This is a genomic window from Pseudomonas sp. PDM09 (assembly GCF_014852305.1).
In the GTDB taxonomy this organism is placed as follows: Bacteria; Pseudomonadota; Gammaproteobacteria; order Pseudomonadales; family Pseudomonadaceae; genus Aquipseudomonas.
In genome coordinates this window covers 30,290-46,920 of record NZ_JACVBI010000006.1, presented here as the reverse complement: position 1 = coordinate 46,920, position 16,631 = coordinate 30,290, and the positions used below count along the sequence as shown (strand labels likewise).

Below are 16,631 nucleotides of genomic sequence, written 5' to 3'. Positions count from 1 at the left end.
GGAGGCAGAAAACAGGATCAAAGATGAATGACTGCCAGGTCCAGCCGGCCGTAATCCCCCTCGCCATGCTCGCTTCTGGGCGGAACATGGTGGGTTTTCATCACCTGATCCCCTTGCAGGGTTTCCAGGTGGATGTCGAAGCCCCAGAGGCGGTGCAGGTGCTTGAGCACTTCATCAGTGGAATCGCCCAGCGGTTTGCGGTCGTGTTGTTGGTGGCGCAAGGTCAGGGAGCGGTCGCCACGTCGGTCGATGCTGTAGATCTGTATGTTGGGTTCGCGATTGCCCAGGTTGTATTGCGCCGCCAGGGTTTCACGAATGGTTCGATAGCCGTCTTCGTCGTGTATCGCCGGAACCAGCAGATCGTCCTTCTGATCGTCATCGAGGATGCTGAACAGCTTGAGGTCGCGGATCACCTTGGGTGACAGGTACTGCAGGATGAAACTCTCGTCCTTGAAGCTGCTCATGGCGAATTTGATGCTGGACAGCCAGTCGGTTCCGGCGATTTCCGGAAACCAGCGATAGTCCTCTTCGGTGGGGTGTTCGCATATCCGGCGGATATCACGATACATGGCAAAACCCAGGGTGTAGGGGTTGATGCCGCTGTAATAGGGGCTGTCGAAACCGGGCTGGAAGACCACGCTGGTATGGGACGTCAGGAACTCCATCATGAAACCATCGGTGACCAGGCCTTCGTCGTACAGGTCGTTCATCAGCGTGTAATGCCAGAAGGTGGCCCAGCCTTCGTTCATGACCTGGGTCTGGCGCTGTGGATAAAAATACTGGGCGATCTTGCGTACGATCCGCACGATTTCGCGCTGCCAGGGCTCCAGCAACGGTGCATGTTTTTCGATGAAATACAGGATGTTTTCCTGAGGTTCGGCGGGGAAGCGTGCGTTGTCCTTGTCGCTGTACTTGTCCGCGCCTTTTGGAATGGTCCGCCACAAATCGTTGATCTGCTTCTGCAGATGCTCTTCCCGATCCTTCTGCCGACGGCGTTCTTCTTCGGCGGAAATCGGATACGGGCGTTTGTACCGGTCGACCCCGTAATTCATCAGCGCATGGCAGGAGTCGAGCAAGTCCTCTACCGCGTCGATGCCGTGGCGTTCTTCGCACTGCATGATGTACTGCTTGGCGAACACCAGGTAATCGATGATCGAGCTGGCGTCGGTCCAGGTGCGGAACAGGTAGTTGCCTTTGAAGAAACTGTTATGGCCATAGCAGGCGTGAGCCACCACCAGCGCCTGCATGCAGATGGTGTTTTCTTCCATCAGATAGGCGATGCAGGGGTCCGAGTTGATCACAATCTCGTAGGCCAGCCCCATCTGGCCGCGGCTGTAGGATTTTTCGGTGCTGAGGAAGTGTTTACCATAGGACCAATGGTGATAACCCAAGGGCATGCCTACAGAGGCATAGGCGTCCATCATCTGCTCGGCGGTGATCACTTCGATCTGGTTGGGATACGTATCCAGCGCGTAGCGGGCCGCGAGACGACTGATTTCGCGGTCGTAGGCCTGGATCAGCTCGAATGTCCATTCGGAGCCGGTGGAAATGGGTTGGCGCTTCTGCTCTTTGGCGGTCATGTCACTAACCTGCGCTGGAAGAGTTCACGAAAGACCGGATAGATATCCCCGGCCGAGACCAGTTGCTGCTGGGCAAAAGTGTCAGAGAAGGCTTCGGCGATGCGTTCGTACTCGAACCACAAGGCCTGGTGTTCGCGCGGGGTAATCTCAACATAAGTGTAGTACTGCACGAACGGCATGATCTGATTGATCAGGATGTCGCGGCAGATCGGCGAATCATCATTCCAGTTGTCACCGTCGGACGCCTGGGCGGCATAGATATTCCATTCGTTGCTCGGATAACGCTCGGCCATGATCTCTTGCATCAGTTTCAGGGCGCTGGAGACGATGGTGCCGCCGGTTTCCCGGGAGTAGAAAAATTCCTCCTCATCCACTTCTCGGGCGCTGGTGTGGTGGCGAATGAACACGACGTCGATTTTGTCGTAGTTCCGCTTGAGGAACAGGTACAGCAGGATGAAGAAGCGTTTGGCGATGTCCTTGGTCGCCTGGGTCATGGAGCCGGACACATCCATCAGGCAGAACATGACGGCTTTGGAGCTAGGGTTCGGCTGCTTGATCAGCAGGTTGTACTTGAGGTCGAAGGTGTCGAGAAACGGAACTCGGTGAATGCGCGCGCTGAGCTTCTCGATTTCTGCTTCGAGGTCTTGAATATCGCCGAAGTTGTCCGGTTCTTCCCGTTTAAGTCGCAGCAGTTCCTCTTTGACTTCGCGCAATTTCGCCCGGCTGCTGCCGGACAAGGCAATGCGTCGGGCATGGGCCGAACGCAGCGTGCGGATAATGTTGATCCGTGACGGGTTGCCCTCGTTGCTGATACCGGCGCGTACGGTCTTGAAGGTGTCGGTGCCGGTCAGGTGGCGTTTTACCAGGTTAGGCAGTTCAAGGTCCTCGAACATGAATTCGAGGAATTCCTCCTGGGTAATCTGGAAGACGAACTCGTCCATCCCTTCACCCGTGTTACCGGCCTTGCCAGGGCCTCTGCCGCCGCCACCTCCTGGCGGGCGGGCAATGTGCTCGCCGCTGGTGAATTCCTTGTTGCCGGGATGCACGATGGTTTGCTTGCCGCCACGACCGTGGTGAAGCACCGGCTCGTCGATGTCGCGGCCGGGAATGCTGATCTGCTCGCCGTGTTCCATATCGGTAATGGAGCGCCGGCTGACCGCCTCTTCGACGGCCTTTTTTATGTGATCACGGTAGCGCCGCAGAAACCGCTGGCGGTTTACCGTGCTCTTGTTCTTGCCATTGAGACGTCGGTCGATCACATAGCTCATGACTGCTCCTTAGAAGCTGTCCTGAAAGGGGCGAGCGTTAACGCAGCATAAGGCCAGTGCCGGAGGGTGTACACGCTCCCCCAAGCGCTTTGATGCTGCCTGAACCTCGCTACCGCATTTCGGACACCTCCAGAGGCCTGTGTAACAGAAAAAGCGTAAACAGGCCTCGGGCTAACGACAACCGGTCTGACCGGCAGCGGGTTACTGTGATTTTCTGACCCGCAAGTACCACTCGGACAGCAGTCGTACCTGTTTGTCGGTGTAGCCCCGCTCGACCATCCGTGTGACGAAGTCGTTGTGCTTCTGCTGGTCCTCTTTGCTGGCCTTGGCGTTGAAGCTGATGACCGGCAGCAAATCCTCGGTGTTGGAGAACATTTTCTTCTCGATGACCACCCGCAGTTTTTCGTAGCTGAGCCAGGTTGGGTTCTTGCCGTTGTTGTTGGCTCGGGCGCGCAGTACGAAGTTGACGATTTCGTTGCGGAAATCCTTCGGATTGCTGATGCCGGCCGGTTTTTCGATTTTCTCCAGTTCTTCGTTCAGGGCTACGCGGTTGAGGATCTCGCCGGTTTCCGGGTCGCGGTATTCCTGATCCTGAATCCAGAAGTCGGCGTACAGCACGTAGCGATCGAAGATGTTCTGACCGTACTCGCTGTAAGACTCGAGGTAGGCAGTCTGGATCTCCTTGCCGATGAATTCGATATAACGCGGCGCCAGGTACTCTTTCAGGAAGCGCAGATAGCGTTCCCGGGTCTCGGCCTGGAACTGTTCCTGTTCGATCTGCTGTTCCAGTACGTAGAGCAGATGTACCGGGTTGGCGGCGATTTCGTGCGGATCGAAGTTGAAGACCTTCGACAGAATCTTGAAGGCGAAGCGGGTCGACAGACCGTTCATGCCTTCGTCGACACCCGCAGCGTCGCGGTATTCCTGGATCGACTTGGCCTTCGGATCGGTGTCCTTGAGGTTTTCGCCGTCATACACGCGCATCTTGGAATAGATGTTGGAGTTTTCCGGCTCCTTGAGGCGCGAGAGCACGGTGAACTGCGCGAGCATTTTCAGGGTATCGGGCGCGCAATGGGCCTTGGCCAGCGAGCTGTTGAACAGAAGCTTGTCGTAGATCTTCACCTCGTCGCTGACGCGCAGGCAGTACGGTACTTTGACGATATAGATCCGGTCGATGAATGCTTCATTGTTCTTGTTGTTGCGGAAGGTGTGCCATTCCGATTCGTTGGAGTGAGCCAGCAGGATCCCTGTAAACGGAATCGCCCCCAAACCTTCGGTACTGTTGTAGTTGCCTTCCTGGGTGGCCGTCAGCAATGGGTGCAGCACCTTGATCGGTGCCTTGAACATTTCGACGAACTCCATCAATCCCTGGTTAGCCCGGCACAGTGCGCCCGAGTAGCTGTAGGCATCGGCGTCGTTCTGCGGGAACTCTTCCAGTTTGCGAATATCGACCTTGCCCACCAGTGCCGAGATGTCCTGGTTGTTTTCATCTCCCGGCTCGGTTTTCGCGACTGCGATCTGGTTGAGGATCGACGGATAGAGTTTCACCACGCGGAACTGGCTGATGTCGCCGCCGAATTCGGCCAGACGCTTGGTGGCCCATGGCGACATGATGGTATTGAGATAGCGCCGGGGAATGCCGAAGTCTTCCTCGAGAATCGCGCCATCTTCGGTGGCGTTGAACAGACCCAAAGGCGACTCGAAAACCGGCGAGCCCTTGATTGCGTAGAAGGGCACTTTCTCGATCAGTTGTTTGAGCTTTTCGGCCAGGGACGACTTACCGCCACCGACAGGGCCGAGCAGGTAGAGGATCTGTTTCTTCTCTTCCAGACCCTGGGCTGCATGGCGGAAATACGACACGATCTGGTCGATGCATTCTTCCATCCCGTGGAAGTCTTCAAAGGCCGGATAGCGGCGGATCACCTTGTTGGAAAAGATTCGCGACAGCCTCGAGTTGGTCGAGGTGTCGAGCAGCTCCGGTTCTCCGATGGCCAGCAAGAGACGCTCGGCGGCGGAAACGTAGGCGCTGCGGTCCTTTTTGCACAGCTCCAGGTACTCCTGCAGAGAGAGTTCTTCCTGGCGCGTGGACTCGAAGCGTTGTTGGAAGTGGCTAAAGATACTCATGACGTCACCTCGCTCGATACGTGGAGCCGACGCCGGATCACTCAGTCGATGCTGGCAGCAACCGAACAGGCAGTTGCTGTTTACCCCCCAGAACTCTCCCGGAGCTGACGACTCCGAAAGCTACTCCCGATGACCCGCGCGCCGGTGTACCGGCTCTCCCCTGTTTTGGATGGCCTGCGCTTAAGGATAGTTGGGAATTCGGAAGGTAAATGCAAGATGCGTAATAAGTTGTGGCAGACCGTTCGTCTGTCACCGCGCTAGCCCGCGGGGACCGGGGCTTGCGCGCATTGAAAAAAATTATTCGGAAGTGCCTTGCGCCGTTTCCGAAGGATAGGTCGTACGCCACAACTCGAAACCGCCATCCATGCTATAGACGTCGGAGAAGCCTTGGCTGACTAGATAGGCAGCCGCGCCCTGGCTGGAATTGCCGTGATAGCAGACCACTACCGTCGGCGCGTCCAGGTCAGCGCCCTGAATGAAAGCATGCAGAGAATGATTGTCCAGATGCTTCGAACCGGCGATGTGCAGTGCGGCAAACGTTGCCGGGTCACGGACATCGACCACCACCGCGCCTTGTTCGCGCAGGGCCTGGGCCTGTTCTGGGGGGATACGTTTGAATTCGCTCATGGCGGGCTCCTGTGGCTCGGCTGAAAGCGCAGTCTAGCGCGGGGCGCTGGCTGACGTTTGTTCGGGGATAGAGGCGGCGACTGGCGGCCGGGTATTACCTCGGGTGTCGCATTTACACTGCCGGCGCTCACCGGTGTCGACGTTCATCAGGGTCATGGCGCCACCCCAGACGCAACCGGTGTCGAGCGCAAACAGACCTGGCTCGTTGCACTGGCCTTCGAGCGCCGCCCAGTGGCCGAAGATGATCTTCAGGCCTTTGGTCTTGCGCTCCTTGTGGGCAAACCATGGCGCATAACCCGGCGGCGCGGTGTCGATGCCTTCCTTGCCCTTGAGGTCGAGTTTGCCGTCGCTGGTGCAAAAACGCATCCGGGTGAAATAGTTGGTGATGACTCTCAGGCGAGCCGCGCCTTTGAGATCGTTGTCCCATTTCACCGGCTCATTGCCGTACATGCCGTCAAGGTAAGGCGCGAAGCGATTGTCATCGTGCAGGGCGTCTTCGACTTCGGCGGCGCACTTCAAGGCTTTGCGCAGCGACCATTGAGGCGGGATGCCGGCATGGACCAGTGCGATATCGCGCTGCTCGTCGTAATGCATGAGCTTTTGTTGCCGAACCCACTCCAGCAGCTCCCCGCAATCGGGTGCTTCAAGAATCTCGCGAAGCGTGTCGGCCTTCTTCAGGCGTTCGATGTTTTGCCCGACCGCCAGCAAGTGCAGGTCATGGTTGCCGAGTACGCACACCAGCGATTCGCGGATGCCATAAAGGAAGCGCAAGGTGTCCAGCGACTGTGGGCCACGGTTGATGAGGTCACCCACCAGCCACAAGCGATCCTTTGCCGGGTCGAAAGCGACTTGCTTGAGTAGGCATTGCAGCGGCTCAAGGCAGCCTTGCAAATCGCCGACGGCATACGTCGCCATCAGTGCAGGGCTCCGGGTACTGCCAAGCGAAACGGAGCGATGACGGCATCGAAGTGTTTACCGTCGTCGGCGACCATCTCATAAGTGCCCTGCATCGTACCGACTTTGGACGTCATGACAGTGCCGCTGCTGTAGGTGTGGCTCTTGCCCACGTCGATCAACGGCTGCTGGCCGACGACGCCTGCACCACGAACCTCCTCGACATGCCCGTCACCGTCGGTGATCACCCAATGCCGCGACAGCAGCTTGGCCGGTAACTCGCCATTGTTCTGCACGGTGATGGTGTAGGCGAAGGCAAAGCGATTTTGCTCGGGTTGCGATTGTTCTGCCAGATAGCGGGTGACGACGCTGACGTCGACCTGATAACGAGGATCGGACATGCAAAAGGCCTTAGAAACGAAGCGGGACGCGGGGCATAGCTGATAGAACTCAGTCTAGGCCAAGTATCGGGTAGTAAACCAGAGTGGCGTCCTACCCGATAGCGCTCATCGCCTTTCAGTCGGTGGCAGGCTTGTGTAGGACTTGTTCGCTGAGCTTGTCGGCCAGACGAACGAAGGCCGCCAGATCGAGCTGCTCGGGGCGTAGGCTGCCATCGACGCCGGAGGCTTCGATTTCAGCGTTGCTCAGCAACAATTTCAGCGTGTTGCGCAGGGTTTTACGGCGCTGGTTGAAGGCTTCGCGCACGACGCGCTCCAGCAGTTTGTGATCTTTGGCTGGATGCGGCAGTACAGCGTGAGGCACCAGGCGCACGATGGCTGAGTCGACTTTCGGCGGCGGATTGAATGCGCCCGGGCCGACGTTGAACAGATGTTCTACCCGGCAATGGTACTGAACCATGATCGACAGGCGACCCCAGTCACCGCCACCAGGCCCCGCCGCCAGACGCTCGACCACTTCTTTTTGCAGCATGAAGTGCATGTCACGAATCAGGCTTGCGTTGTGCAGCAGATGAAAAATCAGCGGCGTAGAGATGTTGTACGGCAGGTTGCCGACCACCCGCAGGCTGTTCGGCGCGGCGTTCAGGCTGTTGAAGTCGAACTTCAGCGCGTCACCCTGATGCAGGTGGAAATTGCTCTTGCTGGCGAACTGCTGGTTGAGGATCGGGATCAGGTCCTTGTCCAGCTCCACCACGTCCAGTTGGGCGCCGCTGTTGAGCAGGCCTTCGGTCAATGCGCCCTGGCCCGGGCCGATTTCCAGCAGACGGTCTTCGGGTTTGGCGTGAATGGAACGCAGGATGCGATCGATAACGCCGGCATCGTGCAGGAAGTTCTGGCCGAAGCGCTTGCGCGCCCGGTGTTGGTAATGCTCGGTCATAAACGGGTCTCGGCCATCTGATAGGCGGTTTCCAGGGCGACTTGCAGGCTGCCGGTATCAATTTTGCCGCTGCCGGCCAGATCCAGGGCGGTGCCATGGTCGACCGAAGTGCGGATGATCGGCAAGCCAAGGGTCACGTTGACTGCCGCGCCGAAGCCTTTGTATTTCAGCACGGGCAGGCCCTGGTCGTGGTACATCGCCAGCACCGCGTCGCAGTGCTCCAGATATTTGGGGGTAAACAGAGTGTCGGCGGGCAGGGGACCGCGAAGGTCCATGCCCTCGCCGCGCAGGCGCTCTAATGTAGGTTCGATGATGTCGATCTCTTCATGGCCCAGGTGACCGCCTTCACCGGCGTGCGGGTTGAGCCCGCAAACCAGGATGCGTGGCTGGGCGATGCCGAATTTTTCTTGCAGGTCGGCGTACAGGATCCGCGTGACCCGCTCCAGACGCTCCGGCGTGATTGCATCAGCAATCTCGCGAAGGGGCAGGTGAGTAGTAACCAGCGCTACGCGCAAGCCGCGGGTGGCGAGCATCATCACCACTTGCGCGGTATGAGTCAGGTCAGCGAGAAATTCCGTGTGCCCGGAAAAGGCGATTCCGGATTCATTGATCACGCCTTTGTGCACTGGGGCGGTGATCATGCCGGCGAAATGCCCGTCCAGGCAGCCCTGGCCAGCACGCGTCAGGGTTTCCAGGACGAAAGCCGCATTGGCTTTGTCCAGTTGCCCGGCGATGACCTTGGCGTTAAGCGGCGTATCCCACACATACAGGCTGTTGGCAGGTGCGGGAGCATCCGGCCAGCTGTCCGGCGTTACCGACAGCAGATCAACAACCACGCCCAACTGCGCGGCCCGCTCGATGAGCAGGTCGCGGCTGGTAATGGCAATCAGAGGGTGTGGCTGGGCTTGCGAGGCGAGCAGCAGGCACAGGTCGGGACCTATGCCGGCCGGTTCGCCGGGGGTCAACGCGAAACGCTTGGGTTTCACTGCGTTGCCTGGTCTGCACCAGGGAGCTTGATTTCTACATACGCTTCGTCACGGATCTGACGCAGCCAGGTTTGCAGCTCTTCGTCGTATTTGCGGTTACGCAGTACGGTCATCGCTTGTTGTTCACGGGCCTGGGTGGTGCTGTCGGTAGCACGGCGACCAAGGACTTCCAGAACGTGCCAGCCATATTGAGTCTGGAACGGCTTGGACAGCTGACCTTGTGGGGTCTTGGCCATCACTTCGCGGAATTCCGGCACCAGTGCATTCGGGTCGATCCAGTTCAGATCGCCACCGTTGAGGGCGGAACCCGGGTCTTCCGAGAAGCTTTTCGCCAGCTCGCCGAAATCTTCGCCCGCTTCGATACGGGAATAGAGCGAATCAGCCAGAGCCTTGGTTTTTGCTTCGTCGCGGATCGGGCTTGGTTTGACCAGGATGTGACGCACATGCACTTCGTCACGCACCTGGGCTTCGCCGCCACGCTTGTCGAGGATCTTCAAAATGATGAAGCCGCCCGGGGTACGCATAGGCTGGGTAATGTCGCCAACAGCCATGGTGCTCAGCAGGCGATCGAACGGAGGTGGCAGTTGAGCAGCTTTACGCCAGCCCATGTCGCCGCCTTCCAGTGCGGTTTCGCTGGCGGATTTGGCGATTGCCAACTGACCGAAGTCAGCGCCTTGCTTGAGTTGCTGGTAAACCGCGTCGGCTTGTTTGGCTGCATTCTGAATCGCGTCGGAGTTGGCGCTTTCCGGCGTAGGAATCAGGATGTTGGCCAGACGGAACTCTTCGGACAGCTGCATCTTGCCCAGGTCGGACGCCAGGAAGTTCTTCACCTCCTGCTCGGACACCTGGATGCGTTCAGCTACACGGCGCTGACGCACACGGCTGATGATCATTTCGCGGCGGATCTGGTCACGAGCGTCGTCATAAGACAGGCCGTCGCGAGACAAAGCGGAGCGGAATTGTTCAATCGACATGTTGTTGCGCTGGGCAATGGTGCCGACAGCCTGGTTCAGTTCTTCATCGGTAATGCGAATGCCGGAACGCTCGCCGATCTGCAGTTGCAGGTTTTCGACGATCAGACGCTCGAGCACCTGCTGATCCAGCACGCCGGCAGGCGGTACGGCAGCACCGCGTTTGGCGATGGTTTGCTGAACTTCGTGAACACGCTGATCCAGTTGGCTCTGCATGACCACGTCATTGTCGACGATAGCCACCACTTTATCGATGGACTGTACCGCGGCGTTGGCCGCGGTACCCAGGAACAGCGCGCCCAGCATCAGCGGGCGCAGACAATCAGAAAGCTTGGTCTTCACGTTCACGATAACCTTGGATGCCTTTGTCGAGGAAGCTCTCTACCTTGGCGCCAGTGAGGCCGCCGAGTCCCTTCAGAACAATTTGGAGGAAGACGCCGTGGTCGCCTTTTTCGTTTTCCGGGGCGTTCTGACTGAACTCGTCATAGCTGACCCAGTAACGGTTGATCAGGCGCAATTTCCAGCAGCAGTTGTCGTATTCGAAACCACCGAAGGCTTCCAGAGTACGGTTGCGGTTGTAGTCATACTGCCAGCGGCTGATGGCGTTCCACTGCGGCACGATCGGCCAGATCACCGAGAAGTCGTGCTGCTTGATCTTGTAGTAGTCCTTCACATAGCCAGGAGTGCCCGGAGTACCGTAGTCACCGCCGCCTACCGACCATTTACCGGTGTTCTGGTCATAACGGACCTGGTCATTGCGATAGCGATAACCGGCGTTGATGACCTTGTTCGGGTTGTCTTCAGGCTGGTAGTGGAACATCGCGCTACCCGAGCGAGGGCTGCGGCTGTCCGGGTCCCAGTTGTAATCGGCGGTGGTGCGCCAATCGCGGTTCCAGCGGTATTCGTATTCCAGCGCATAAGGCGAAACACTGGATTTTGCATCGTCGCGGGTTTTCGCATCGATACCTGGCAACTGTACTTCGCGGTCCTTGAAGTACAAGGCCTGGCCGACGCTGATGCGTTGACGTTCGAAGCCGTTATCTTCAATCCAGCGGTTGGTCACGCCCAGCGACAGCTTGTTCTCGTCGCCGACACGGTCGGAGCCGGAGAAGCGGTTGTCGCGGAACAGCGAGGCGTAGTTGAAGGTGTATTCGCTAGTGTCGAATACCGGAATGTCTTCCTGGTCTGTCTCAGGTACATAGAGATAGAACAGGCGCGGTTCCAGGGTCTGACGGTAGTTTTTTCCGAACCAGGAAGTGTTGCGGTCAAAGTACAGGCCGCTGTCGATGCTGGCGATCGGTACTCCACGGTTCTGGTTGCTACTGAACGTGCCGTTGACCCTGTCCTGCTCCGCGCTTTGCGAAGCAATGTCGCTTTTGCCCCTGCCGTCCAGATCCAGTTGATACTGCGTGTACTGGTACTTGAGCGATGGCTTGAGGAAGCCATACGTCCAGTTCAGCGGCAGACTGACACCTGGTTTGAGATTCAAACGGTCGCCGTTGGCGCGTGCCAGACCAAAGATGTTGTTATCCAGACGTGGCTCGGTGGTAATCCCGTCCTCCTGGACGAATGTTCCACTCTTCAGGTCGCGATCAAAGCGAACGATCTCGGTCTCGTAATCGAAGTTCAAACCTTCCGGATGATACGGCAGCTGCCCATTGAAGGTGATCTGCGGCAAACGATCATAAGGCGTGATGTTCGAAACGGTCGCCAGCTGATAAGCCTGGGCATTCAAACGAGCGGTGTAGCTGTCGCCACGATAGGTGACAGAACCTTGCTGATTCACGAAATCGGCACTTTTCACACCAATCTGATCAGTCTGCAAATCCTGGAAGTAATACGGATCGCTGATCTTGGTGTAATCGACCTGAGTCAATACGCGCGAGTCCAGGCCACCCTTGTGCTGCCAGTTGTACATGTAGCGGGTTTTTTCGTAGTCAGTCTGCAGCTTGCGATCGTCGTTCTCGTCGTTGAGGTACGCGGCGCCGAACTGACCTTCGCTGGACTTGGTCAGGTAGCGGAACTCGCCTTCCATCAACAGACCGCGCTTGCTCATATAGCGCGGGTACAACGTGGCATCGTAGTTCGGTGCCAGGTTGAAGTAGTACGGGGTGACCAGCAGGAAGCCGGTATCGCTGCCGGTGCCAATGGTCGGTGGCAGGAAGCCGGACTGACGACGGTCGTCGATCGGGAAGTAGATGTACGGCGTGTACAGAACCGGAATGTCCTTGACCCGCAGCGTCACGTTGGTCGCAGTACCGAAACCGGTCGCCGGGTTCAACGTGATGTTGTTGCCCTTGAGCTGCCAGGCGTTGCTGTCCGGTTCACACGTGGTGTACGTACCATCCTTGAGGCGGATGATCGCGTTCTCGGCCCGTTTGGCATATAGCGCGTTACCGCGGATACGCGATTTGTGCATCACGTATTCAGCGTTGTCGACTTTGGCTTCACCCGTGTCGAGCTGCACGTCGGCGTGGTCGCCCACGATCAGTGCGCCGTTGTCGCGAACACGCACGTTGCCGCTCAGTTCGCCACGGCTCTCGGCCTGGTACAGGTTCGCTTCGTCGGCTTCTACCTGCATGCTGCCCTGACGCATAACGACGTCACCGGCCAGAGTAGCGACCTGCTCATCCTGCTTATAGCGAGAGGCTTTGGCACCGAGAAAGGTCGGAGCGTCACTTTTACTCGTCTTGTCATTCATGCCAGGACGAATCGGTTCGATATAGGAACCAGAGCAGTAAGGACCGGTTTCGGCCAATTGCGCTGCGGTGAGCTTCTCGCGCGGAACCCAGTCGAGGTGGCTGTAGTCTTCACTACGCGACTTCAAGCCGCGACCCTTGGACTCCGTAACCAGCACGGGTTTGGCGCCAGTATCTGCGCTGGAGCCGGTGTCTGCCGCGGCTTCGCCAGTGGCGGAAACTGCGCTGCCATCATGGACGGGGCGTGGCGGCAATGCAGCGGCCGGTGCCTTTGGCGCACAGTCCCAGGCACCCGAAGCAGAGACTGAGCAGTCATACTGTTCCGCAGCGACCACGAACGAAGTGGCTAGAGGTTGCAGGGCCAGCAGACTGCCGGTAACCAACAACGGAAATTTTTTACGAAACGCGGGGGATTTCAATGCCATCTTATTAGTCCGGGCTTCCTGCGTGCCATCTGCCCGCGGTGTGGGCCGCACGCCTCTCGATGGTCTGAAAAAGATGCTGGATAATAAAGCATGACCCGCTTGACGGCTAGCGCCGTCGGAGACCCTTGCAATGCCTGACCAAGATGTACGTTTGCAACACCTGAAAGTTTGGCTCGATGAACAGTTGGCTATCCTCTTTGCAGAACAAGGTTGGGGCACCGTGCCCCCGGCCACGTTGACTGCGGCCAGTAGCGACGCGAGTTTTCGGCGCTATTTCCGCTGGGGAGGCGCAGGCAGAAGTTTCGTCGTGATGGACGCGCCGCCGCCCCAGGAAAACTGCAAACCCTTCGTGGATATCGCTTTTCTGCTGGCGAAATCCGGAATAAACGTGCCGAAAATTTATGCCGAAGACCTCGAGCGCGGTTTTCTTTTGCTCAATGACCTGGGCAACAAGACTTATCTGGACGTGATCGACAGCGAAAACGCCGATGATTTGTTCAAGGATGCCCTGCAAGCGCTGTTGGCTTTCCAACAGTTGCCAATGGTGGCGCCGCTGCCGAGTTATGACGTGGCGCTGCTGCGTCGCGAGCTGGAACTGTTCCCCGAGTGGTACGTGAAGCGCGAACTGGGCATCGAGTTCGACTCGGCGCAACAAACACTTTGGCAGCAGGTCAGCGACCTGCTGATCGACAGCGCTCTGGCTCAGCCCAAAGTCCTGGTGCATCGCGACTACATGCCGCGCAATCTGATGCTCAGCGAACCGAATCCCGGCGTGCTGGATTTCCAGGACGCGGTCTACGGGCCGGTGACCTATGACGTGACCTGCCTGTTCAAGGACGCTTTTCTCAGTTGGCCTGAAGAGCGCGTGCGTGGCTGGCTGGAAGACTACTGGCAGCAGGCCGGCGCGCTCGACATCCCGGTTCAGCCAGACTTTGAAGACTTTTTGCGCGCCAGCGACCTGATGGGCGTGCAACGGCACCTGAAAGTCATCGGCATCTTCGCCCGTATCTGCCATCGCGACGGCAAGCCGCGCTACCTCGGCGACGTTCCGCGCTTCTTTGCTTATATAGACGCCGTCATCGCCCGTCGCCCTGAACTGGCGGCGCTGGGTGAATTGCTGGCCAGTCTGCGTGCTGGAGCGACTGCATGAAGGCAATGATTCTGGCCGCGGGTAAAGGCGAGCGCATGCGTCCGCTGACCCTGACCACGCCAAAACCGCTGGTTCGCGCCGGCGGAGTGCCCCTGATCGAATATCACCTGCGCGCCTTGGCGACTGCAGGGTTTAGCGAGATCGTGATCAACCATGCCTGGCTCGGTCAGCAGATCGAAGATTATCTGGGCGATGGTTCGCGGTACGGCGTGAGCATCCAGTATTCGGCGGAAGGTGAGCCGCTGGAAACCGGTGGCGGTATTTTCCGTGCGTTGCCGTTGTTGGGAGACGAGGCCTTTGTGGTGGTCAACGGTGACATCTGGACCGACTACGACTTCAGCGTGTTGCATCAGCCCATCGCCGGGCTCGCTCATTTGGTATTGGTGGACAACCCGGCGCATCACCCGAGTGGGGATTTCGCTTTGGTCGATGGCCATGTGCAGGACGGTCGGTCGGATACATCAACCTTGACCTACAGCGGCATCGCTGTGCTGCACCCGCATCTGTTTGACGGGTGCTCGGCCGGCGCCTTCAAACTTGCGCCGCTGCTGCGCAAAGCCATGGCTGACGGGCAAGTGACCGGTGAACGCCTGAATGGGCATTGGGTGGATGTCGGCACCCACGAGCGCCTGGCTGAAGTAGACACTCTGATAGAAGCGAGACGCTGACATGTTGTGGCCAGGGACTCTGATTGGAGCCGGAGCGGGCTTTGCTATAGCCAGCATTCCGGGGGCCATGCTCGGCGCTTTATTGGGACAGGCGCTGGACCGGCGCTTGCACCTGCAAAGCTGGGCGCATTTATGGGAGAAGTTCGGTGGTCGCTCGGTGCTGCGCAACGATGAGCTGCTGTTCGTGTTGCTAGGCCGATTGGCCAAGAGCGATGGGCGGGTAGTGGATGGCCACATTCAGCAGGCGCGGCAGGAAATGCGTTCGCTGGAAATGACCGAGTCGGCGCAACGTCGGGCGATTGCAGCATTCAATCGCGGTAAGTCGGGACACGACCGGTTGCGCGGTTATCTGCGACGCCTGAGTGCTCAACCCCACGCGGCGGAAGGGGTGTTGCGTGCCTGTTGGCGGATGGTCTGGGCGGATGGTCGCGCCGGTAGCAATGAGCGTGAACTGATAGCCCAGTGGGGCAAATGGCTGGGGTGGACGCGGCAGCAGGTACTGGCCTTGGCGATTGACTATGAGCCGCAGAAACGCCCATCGATCAACAGCGCTGTAACTTATCAGGACGCCTTGCGGCTATTGGGAGTGTCGGCGACCAGTGAGCCGGCGCAAATCAAGCGCGCCTATCGACGCCTGCTCAGTCGTCACCACCCGGACAAGATTGCCGGCAGCGGTGCAACGGCGTTGCAGGTTCGTGAGGCAACGGACAAGACCCGTGAGCTGCATACCGCTTATACGTTGATTCGTGAGCGGCGGGATTTTCGGTAGCAAGTAAGGTTTGCGTCACCAGTGATGCCGCCATCGCGGGCAAGCCCGCTCCCACAGGTTTTATGTCGATAGCAAAAATTGCGTACGACTCAAATCCTCTGGGAGCGAGGCTTGCCCGCGAATGGGGCGACTCGGTCTATCAGTCCGCCACAGGCTGCGGATTCAACCACCCACGCACCCGCCGCACCAACTGCTCTTGCTCGGCCTTGGCATTCCCCGGCAATGCCTTGAGCGACACCTGACTGAACCCCGAAGTTTTCAAGCGCTTGCTGGCCTGCAAACGTTCCAGCGCCGCGTTACGATCCACCGGCTTATCCATATAGAAGATGTCTGCGGCAGGCAGCTTCAAGGTGGGTGTGAGCTCAGCCAGTCCCGGTTTTGCTGTAACAGGCGTCTGGGCGGCAATCATCACGAACTTCTCGACTTGCGATGGCTGCTTCTCGCTCAGATAACGCGCGGCCCAGTAAGCGCCGGTACCATGCCCCAGCACGACAATACTGCGAGCGCTTTGCTGTTCGGCGTAGGCGATGGCGGCATCGATGCGCGCGAAGATTCGCTCGGCGTCAGCTTTGGCGTGTTCTTCGGTGGTTTCGACGATGGCCTTGTCGGTCACCTCCGCTTCGCCGCCGGCCGCCTGTTCGATGGGCGCCGCAGTCGTCGCGTCTTTGCTGCCGGCATCAGGCGTTTTGGGCGCTGGCGCCACTTCGACGATACGTGGCGCAATGGCTTCGCTTTGCAGGTCCGGCAAGGTGATACTCAGGCTGCTCCACTCGGCGTCCGGCAATTTACGGCGCAATGGGCTGATCGCTTGCGGCCAGTCAACGGTTTCGCCGGCGCCCGGGATGATAATCACCGCGCCTTTGGGTTCGGCGGTATTGGCCGGTTTCCACAAGGCGAGAAAACTGTCGGTGCCGGCTTGCAGTTGTTGCTGTTCCTGTGCAGGGATTTTTCGCTCAAGTGCTGCCGCTTCTTCCTGACTACGCTCAAGCAGCGGCTGGCGTTCAACCGGTTTTTCTTCTGCGGGTTGTTCCGCGGCGGCAGGTGCCGGGTCAGCCGCTTCGACGGAAAACGCGCAAGGCAGGATCAACGACAGGCACAATGCTGGCAGTGCCAGGCGGTAGACAGGGGGCATCGG

At 58.5% G+C, this 16,631-nt stretch carries 14 protein-coding genes; 3 read left to right on the top strand and 11 right to left on the bottom strand.

What is annotated here, in order from left to right; translation table 11 throughout:
- Positions 1-17 precede the first annotated feature (17 nt).
- From IB250_RS15710 to IB250_RS15665, 10 genes are all read right to left on the bottom strand, one after another.
- A complete protein-coding gene (locus tag IB250_RS15710) occupies positions 18-1,580 on the bottom strand; it encodes a SpoVR family protein (protein ID WP_007904256.1) in 1,563 nt (520 codons plus the stop codon).
- The gene (locus IB250_RS15705) at positions 1,577-2,848 is read right to left on the bottom strand and encodes a YeaH/YhbH family protein (RefSeq protein WP_192344792.1); all 1,272 of its coding nucleotides are present in this window, start codon (positions 2,846-2,848) and stop codon (positions 1,577-1,579) included. The genes IB250_RS15710 and IB250_RS15705 overlap by 4 nt, the downstream gene beginning before the upstream one ends.
- A 201-nt stretch (positions 2,849-3,049) precedes the next feature.
- Positions 3,050-4,972 (bottom strand): PrkA family serine protein kinase, encoded by a 1,923-nt coding sequence (locus IB250_RS15700; protein WP_007904259.1) that lies wholly within the window; start codon positions 4,970-4,972, stop codon positions 3,050-3,052.
- Between the two features lie 297 nt (positions 4,973-5,269).
- The gene (gene glpE / locus IB250_RS15695; RefSeq protein ID WP_007904261.1) at positions 5,270-5,599 is read right to left on the bottom strand and encodes a thiosulfate sulfurtransferase GlpE; all 330 of its coding nucleotides are present in this window, start codon (positions 5,597-5,599) and stop codon (positions 5,270-5,272) included.
- A gap of 33 nt (positions 5,600-5,632) precedes the next feature.
- Entirely contained in the window at positions 5,633-6,514 is an 882-nt protein-coding gene (locus IB250_RS15690) for a symmetrical bis(5'-nucleosyl)-tetraphosphatase (RefSeq protein WP_192344791.1), read from the bottom strand.
- Positions 6,514-6,894: a Co2+/Mg2+ efflux protein ApaG gene (apaG, locus tag IB250_RS15685; protein ID WP_123497395.1), complete on the bottom strand. Its 381-nt coding sequence runs from the start codon at positions 6,892-6,894 to the stop codon at positions 6,514-6,516. The genes IB250_RS15690 and apaG overlap by 1 nt, the downstream gene beginning before the upstream one ends.
- 115 nt (positions 6,895-7,009) lie before the next feature.
- Positions 7,010-7,828, bottom strand: coding sequence for a 16S rRNA (adenine(1518)-N(6)/adenine(1519)-N(6))-dimethyltransferase RsmA (gene rsmA, locus IB250_RS15680; RefSeq protein ID WP_192344790.1), 819 nt, complete (start codon positions 7,826-7,828; stop codon positions 7,010-7,012).
- Entirely contained in the window at positions 7,825-8,814 is a 990-nt protein-coding gene (pdxA, locus tag IB250_RS15675) for a 4-hydroxythreonine-4-phosphate dehydrogenase PdxA (RefSeq protein ID WP_192344789.1), read from the bottom strand. The genes rsmA and pdxA overlap by 4 nt, the downstream gene beginning before the upstream one ends.
- Complete coding sequence (surA, locus tag IB250_RS15670; protein ID WP_192344788.1) at positions 8,811-10,127, bottom strand: peptidylprolyl isomerase SurA; 1,317 nt, start codon at positions 10,125-10,127, stop codon at positions 8,811-8,813. The genes pdxA and surA overlap by 4 nt, the downstream gene beginning before the upstream one ends.
- Positions 10,108-12,909 carry an LPS-assembly protein LptD gene (locus IB250_RS15665; RefSeq protein ID WP_192344787.1) on the bottom strand — a complete coding sequence of 934 codons (2,802 nt, stop codon included), beginning with the start codon at positions 12,907-12,909 and terminating at the stop codon, positions 10,108-10,110. Before IB250_RS15665 ends, surA begins: the two co-directional genes overlap by 20 nt.
- Before the next feature lie 130 nt (positions 12,910-13,039).
- Between IB250_RS15665 and IB250_RS15660 the strand changes: the two genes are divergently transcribed.
- From IB250_RS15660 to IB250_RS15650, 3 genes are read left to right on the top strand one after another with little or no spacing between them, the layout of a single operon-like run.
- Positions 13,040-14,059, top strand: coding sequence for an aminoglycoside phosphotransferase family protein (locus IB250_RS15660; protein ID WP_192344786.1), 1,020 nt, complete (start codon positions 13,040-13,042; stop codon positions 14,057-14,059).
- Positions 14,056-14,727 (top strand): N-acetylmuramate alpha-1-phosphate uridylyltransferase MurU, encoded by a 672-nt coding sequence (gene murU / locus IB250_RS15655; RefSeq protein ID WP_192344785.1) that lies wholly within the window; start codon positions 14,056-14,058, stop codon positions 14,725-14,727. The genes IB250_RS15660 and murU overlap by 4 nt, the downstream gene beginning before the upstream one ends.
- A 1-nt stretch (position 14,728) precedes the next feature.
- The gene (locus tag IB250_RS15650) at positions 14,729-15,496 is read left to right on the top strand and encodes a TerB family tellurite resistance protein (RefSeq protein ID WP_192344784.1); all 768 of its coding nucleotides are present in this window, start codon (positions 14,729-14,731) and stop codon (positions 15,494-15,496) included.
- Positions 15,497-15,635: 139 nt separating this feature from the next.
- Here IB250_RS15650 and IB250_RS15645 read toward each other — a convergent pair whose 3' ends face one another.
- Positions 15,636-16,628 (bottom strand): alpha/beta hydrolase family protein, encoded by a 993-nt coding sequence (locus IB250_RS15645; RefSeq protein ID WP_192344783.1) that lies wholly within the window; start codon positions 16,626-16,628, stop codon positions 15,636-15,638.
- Between the last annotated feature and the right edge of the window lie 3 nt (positions 16,629-16,631).